Origin of the sequence: Kaistella sp., from assembly GCF_041824135.1 — a bacterium.
GTDB lineage: Bacteria > Bacteroidota > Bacteroidia > Flavobacteriales > Weeksellaceae > Kaistella.
Window position 1 is genome coordinate 1 of record NZ_JBGZYM010000017.1, and the last position, 5897, is coordinate 5897.

The 5897-nt window shown below is 35.8% G+C and carries 4 protein-coding genes; 1 reads left to right on the top strand and 3 read right to left on the bottom strand.

Annotation, left to right across the window (positions count from 1 at the left end):
• Positions 1 to 190 (top strand): 50S ribosomal protein L19 (locus ACEYOS_RS01925; RefSeq protein ID WP_373797486.1); only part of this gene is annotated, 190 nt, incomplete at its 5' end.
• A 47-nt stretch (positions 191 to 237) separates the two neighbouring features.
• Here ACEYOS_RS01925 and ACEYOS_RS01930 read toward each other — a convergent pair.
• From ACEYOS_RS01930 to rpsA, 3 genes are all read right to left on the bottom strand, one after another.
• Positions 238 to 801, bottom strand: coding sequence for a hypothetical protein (locus ACEYOS_RS01930; RefSeq protein WP_373708716.1), 564 nt, complete (start codon positions 799 to 801; stop codon positions 238 to 240).
• Between the two features lie 208 nt (positions 802 to 1009).
• A complete protein-coding gene (locus ACEYOS_RS01935) occupies positions 1010 to 3610 on the bottom strand; it encodes a T9SS-dependent M36 family metallopeptidase (RefSeq protein WP_373708715.1) in 2601 nt (866 codons plus the stop codon).
• Positions 3611 to 3955: 345 nt separating this feature from the next.
• Complete coding sequence (gene rpsA / locus ACEYOS_RS01940) at positions 3956 to 5755, bottom strand: 30S ribosomal protein S1 (RefSeq protein ID WP_373739091.1); 1800 nt, start codon at positions 5753 to 5755, stop codon at positions 3956 to 3958.
• Positions 5756 to 5897 lie beyond the last annotated feature (142 nt).

The following is a 5897-nucleotide window of genomic DNA, read 5'->3' on the forward strand; positions in this document are numbered from 1 at the left end:
AACAAAAACTTTTACCATCAGAAAAATGAGTGGTGATGTTGGAGTTCAGAGAGTTTTCCCAATGAACATGCCAGCTTTGCAAAAAATTGAAATCGACAGAAGAGGTAAAGTGAGAAGAGCTAGAATTTTCTACTTCAAAAACCTTAGAGGTAAAAAAGCGAGAATTAAAGACGCTTCTTACAAAAAGTAATCTCGATTACGATATTAGAAACCCATCAATTTATTTTGATGGGTTTTTTATTGCTGTAAATCTAGAATACATTCCTCTCTTATCTTCCAGAAAGTTTCTAAATTGTGGGAAATGGCAGAATTTTCCATCAAATAATTTTTCAGGAAATTTCGATGGTGTTGTATTTTAAAGTCAGTGATTTGAAATGGTTGAATTTCTATTTCTTCTACCAAATCATGAATGAAATTTTCCGGTGACGAATTTTTTCGGGTAAAGTCTAAAATTTCATTTTGATATTTTAAATAATTATGAGCTTCGGGCATTTCTTTTAAATCATACTTTTTTAAAACGGTCGCAATCTTTGAAGTATTGGATTCATTCATCAAAAATATTCCAAGCATTAATTTTAATTCAGGGAAATTATTTTCAAGAGCGAGATTCTTTAATAAAGAATGTTTTGTACTGCATGTTCCTCCCAGATTTTCGAAGACGCAAAGTTGATTTTCTTTATATGCATTTCTTTTGTAAGGCAAGAACTGAATATATTCTGCAGCTGACTTAAAATGATTTAAACCTAATTGTAGAAATCGGTTTGAAATAATTCCGTTGGAAGAGATCGGAAAATTCACCATTATTTTTTTACTATTAGTTAAGAGGAAAAATGAAGACCTGAAGTTTTCATCATCAATAAGAGTAGATTTTTTTCAAGACCATATGTTTTAATAAAGTTAAAAATTTTAGGTGAACAAAAATGTATTTAAATGAAAGGAATTTTGATTTTAACCACGAAAAAAAAACCGTCCTGAATGAACAGGACGGTTTACAAATATTAATTAAAATTTATTTTTTAATCATTAATTTAGAAGAATAGCTTACTCCTAAACCTTCTACTTTTATGATATAAACTCCGTTTGGAAGAGCTTGTGTATTCACTGCATCGCTGGAAGAAATTTTCTGGCTAGAAACTAATTTTCCAGATGCGTCATAGATCTGAACATTTACTTTACCTAGAACATTTGTTGCAGTTTTGATAAAGAATTCATCTTTAGCTGGGTTCGGATAAATACTCATTGATGATTTATTAATTGAAATATCACTTGTAGCCAAAGCAGTACAACGTGGATCTGCTGCTGGTTCTGTGAAATCTTCAACTTGATCGTTGATAATTTTCTTATCACCCGCAGATGCGTTAACACCTAAACCTCTTTTTGCAAAAACTGACCAAATCAGACATTTGTCTTTTCCTTGAGTTGCCGCTTCTTCAGCTGCCAAAATTGCGTCTCTACCATCGATGAAACTTGGGCTACAACCTTGAAGTTTCAAACCATCAGTTACCAATTGTAAAACTCTCGTACTTCCATTGGTTGCATTAGCCATAACGTCAGATGAGTACCCATATTTTTCGGCATATTTCCAATGAAGATCCCAAAGCATACTTGCCCAAACGAATCCAATTGAGTGAACCAGTGGCGCAGCATTTGTTCCCATTCCATTTGTTTCTCCGTAGGTATAATTGTTGATTCCAAAATCTGGAGAGTATTTCGCTGGGCGAATTCCCAGACCTGTAGTCGCTTCAGAAATTGCATAAGTCCCAATTCCTCTGGCTACGTCTTTCGTTGCATTTGGTTGATTGGTTAACATCAAAGCGAAGAAGTCTGACCAACCTTCACCCATTTGTTCTTTCGTATTATTAGTTGACAAACATGAAGATCCGTTTCCGGTCATTCTGTTAGAAATTCCATGTCCATATTCATGAATCACGATTCCATTATCAAAACTACCATCTCTGGTTGCTTGTGCATCTGGATCGAACTTTAAGGTGATATTTACTGTTTTTGTATCCAATAGACCTTTCATGTAAAGACCTTCAGAGCTTTCAATTAAAACGGATGGAATTGTAATGTTAGCGTTTACTCCCGCCATGCCACCTGTTGGCGCAGAGTCTGGTAAGTTATAAATTATTGCACCAATTGCTCCCGCATCCTGTGCCGCCTGTACTTTTGCCTGAAACTCGCACGTTCCTCTTACAATCAATCCAATTTTTCCGGCAAGTGAACCTGCTGGCAAAGGACTACAAGCATCTGCTACCGCTGATAATTTAACATCTGCAGTCACCCCAGTTGGAGTTAATGCCGGACCGAAAGTCGTTGAAATATAATTGACAACGGTTCTTCCCACTGCTTCTGTTGGAGCATTGTAAAATACTCTTTCTAGCACCGTGGCATCCCACAGGTACATTTGCATTCTAGGTCTGAAACCATCTGATGGAGTCGCGAAATTCGCGTTGTTAAGTCCACCTCCATCTTGGGATTCTGCTTGAACATAATCATTTTCACCTCCTCCTTTTCCAAAATTAAATGCCTGGAAATTTCTGGCTGTTTCGGTAAATCCTACGCGATAAAAAATATCGTGAATTCTATTATTGATATAAAATAAATTGGTTGTTGCAGCTGATAAATTGGGTCCAGTAGAATTCACAACAAACGGAAAGTCAAATGCTAACCCAGCGCCACCATCGGGCGAGACTCCAGGACCGTTTGCATTTCCTTTGTCATCATAAGCATGTACGTTATTTCCTCTAGTAGTCGTGTAATTTCCAGCGTATGTTCCTCCGCCAACACCATGCCAGCCATCTGGGGAAGCATCAACCAACCAAGGATTAGAAACCAAAGTTCTCGGTCCATGATTTGGACTTTCTAATGGTAAAGCAAAAACTCTATAAGTACCGTTACTTGGAGCTAAAGCCGAAGGTCCAACTAGTGCATCATGGCTAAAGTCTTCTGAAAATCCTGCTGGTAAATGGGAAGAGTAATCGTGGCTGTAAGCATCATGTTTAAAATTACAAGAAAGCGTTAAATTATCTTTGCTTAAAATCTGACCTGTAGATGCGTCAGCTAGAATTGCCCAATAGTTTGAGGTTCCTTTTTCTTCAAAAACGAATTCATAACATAACTTCAAATCATTATTCTCAGTTTGAAAATAAATCAATCTATTTTTAACGGTTGAAACACCGTCTTTTTCTAAATCTTTGATTCCGATCAATTGGTACTGACCTGCATTTTTTAAACCTACCGCTTGAGCAACATTGGCAAAAACAGAAGTATTGGCAGTTGCAGAAGTTGCTTTTGAAACACTTGCATAATTTTTCGCAAAGCTGTCATCAAAATAAGTTACTTTTTCTGCTTTAATTAAAGCCGTTCCGATCGCATTATAAACTGGGATGCCATTATAGGATTGCTGAATTTTTACCACATCACCTTTCATTGACGTAGAAAAATCTTCATTAATGATTTCAAAGTTCTTTAAATCAGCTTTCATGAAATCACTCTTTGCAGAAATGTGATTCTTGATAATGGTCTTAAAATCCTGCGCGTTCGCCTGCCCTAAAGAGAACAGGAAGCACACGGCCGCAATTTTCAGAGGTAAATTTCTATTTTTCATATATATTAATTAGTTGCCGTCGAATTTATAAAAAAAATTGTAATTTTTTATAGTTTTAACATTAAAAAAACCAATAAATTAATAAAATGCCAATTTGCTTCTAAAAACTGTTATCAATTATCCTCATTTACTTCTGATTTTCCTCAAGAATAAATCTTCTGTTTTTACAAATATTAATCAATTCGGTAATAGATCAATCCTGCTCTATTCTGTATTTACCGATAAAACAGAACCGATGAACTCATTGGTTCCATAGTCAAATCAAAGGTCATTTTTCGCTTCAAAAAAACACAAAAAAAACGCCTCAAATAAATGAGGCGTCTTTTATAATATGAAAATCTAGGATTATTTACCTTCCATTTTCTTTTTCAATTCTGCTAATACGTCTAAGTCACCAAGAGTTGATTTTTCTTCGTTTTGAGAAGAACCTGTTGATTTGTTAGATGATTGATTAGAAGTTTGCTCTCTTACATTTTTCTTTTCTTCGTCTCTGAAGATTCCTGTATGAGAAACTACTACTCTTTTGAATTCTTTGTTGAATTCGATTACTTTGAAATCTGCATTATCTCCTTTCTTGATTTTAGATCCGTCTTCCTTCTCTAATAATCTTGATGGACAGAATGCTTCAACTTCTACATCTTCGAACTGAACCTGAGCTCCTTTGTCGAAAACTTCAGTAGCTTGTCCTGCATGTACAGATCCTTCAGCATATTTAGTTTCGAATTTATCCCATGGATTCTCTTGTAATTGTTTGTGACCTAAAGATAATCTTCTAGCTGCTGTATCTAATTCTAGAACGACAACTTTCAATTGATCTCCAACTGCACAGAATTCTGATGGATGCTTGATTTTCTTAGTCCAAGAAAGATCAGAAATATAGATCAATCCGTCGATACCTTCTTCTAATTCTACGAATACACCGAAGTTAGTAAAGTTACGAACTGTTCCTGTGTGCTCTGAACCTACTGGATATTTAGCTTCGATATTAGACCAAGGATCCTGGCTTAATTGCTTCATACCTAAAGAGATTTTACGGTCTTCTCTGTCTAAAGTTAAAACTTCAGCTTCAACAGTGTCTCCTACTTTTACGAAATCACCTGCACTTCTTAAGTGAGTTGACCAAGACATTTCTGAAACGTGGATTAGACCTTCAACACCTGGAGCAACCTCTACGAATGCACCGTAATCAGCAAGTACTACTACTTTACCTTTTACTTTATCACCAACTTTCATGTCAGCAGAAAGAGCATCCCAAGGATGAGCTTCTAATTGCTTCATACCTAACTGGATTCTTGTTTTCTCGTCATCAAAATCAAGGATTACCACTTTCACAGTCTGTCCGTCTTCCAGGATTTCTGATGGGTGATTAACTCTGCTCCAAGAAAGATCTGTAATATGGATCAATCCATCTACACCTCCTAAGTCAACGAATACACCGTACGAAGTAATATTCTTAACAGTACCTTCTAATACCTGACCTTTTTCTAATTGAGCGATGATCTCTTTTTTCTGACCTTCGATATCTGCTTCGATCAATGCTTTGTGAGATACTACAACGTTTTTGAATTCCGGGTTGATTTTCACAACTTTGAATTCCATTGTTTTACCTACGAACTGATCGTAATCTTTAATTGGCTTAACGTCGATTTGCGAACCTGGTAAGAATGCTTCAATACCATGAACGTCTACGATCATACCTCCTTTTGTTCTTGATTTTACAAAACCATTAACGATTTCTCCAGTTTCGTGAAGTTCGTTAACTCTATCCCAAGCTTTCAAGATTCTAGCTTTTCTGTGAGATAATTGTAATTGACCTGATTTGTCTTCTCTTCTGTCAACCATTACTTCAACCTCATCACCTGCTTTAAGCGCTGGGTTGTAACGGAATTCGTTCAAAGAAATAACTCCTTCAGACTTAAAGTTAATGTCAACGATCGCTTCTTTGTCAGTAAGTCTTACAACTTTACCAATAAGAACGTCATTGTCCTGAAGATTGTTAAGAGATCCGTTATAGATTTCTTCCAGATCACTTTTTTCCTGTCTTGATTCTGCATCTAGACCTGATTCAAATGAATCCCAATCAAATTGTTCTGGAGCTACGTTTTGGTTCAAAAGAACCTCTGCTTTGTCTGTCGTTTCTGACATAATAAAAATAATTTGTATTCTTTACCTTTCAATATCTGGCTGAATGTGGTTGTTTGAAAAATACAGAAGATGTTAGTTGTTAATGTTTTACCTTAGCCAAATGCTTCCACAAAAAGTGGTGCAAAAATACGGTTTTATTTCA

Coding starts and splice junctions, on each gene's coding strand:
- ACEYOS_RS01930 (WP_373708716.1), bottom strand. CDS start 801: ATGGTGAATTTTCCGATCTCTTCCAACGGAATTATTTCAAACCGATTT.
- rpsA (WP_373739091.1), bottom strand. CDS start 5,755: ATGTCAGAAACGACAGACAAAGCAGAGGTTCTTTTGAACCAAAACGTA.
- ACEYOS_RS01935 (WP_373708715.1), bottom strand. CDS start 3,610: ATGAAAAATAGAAATTTACCTCTGAAAATTGCGGCCGTGTGCTTCCTG.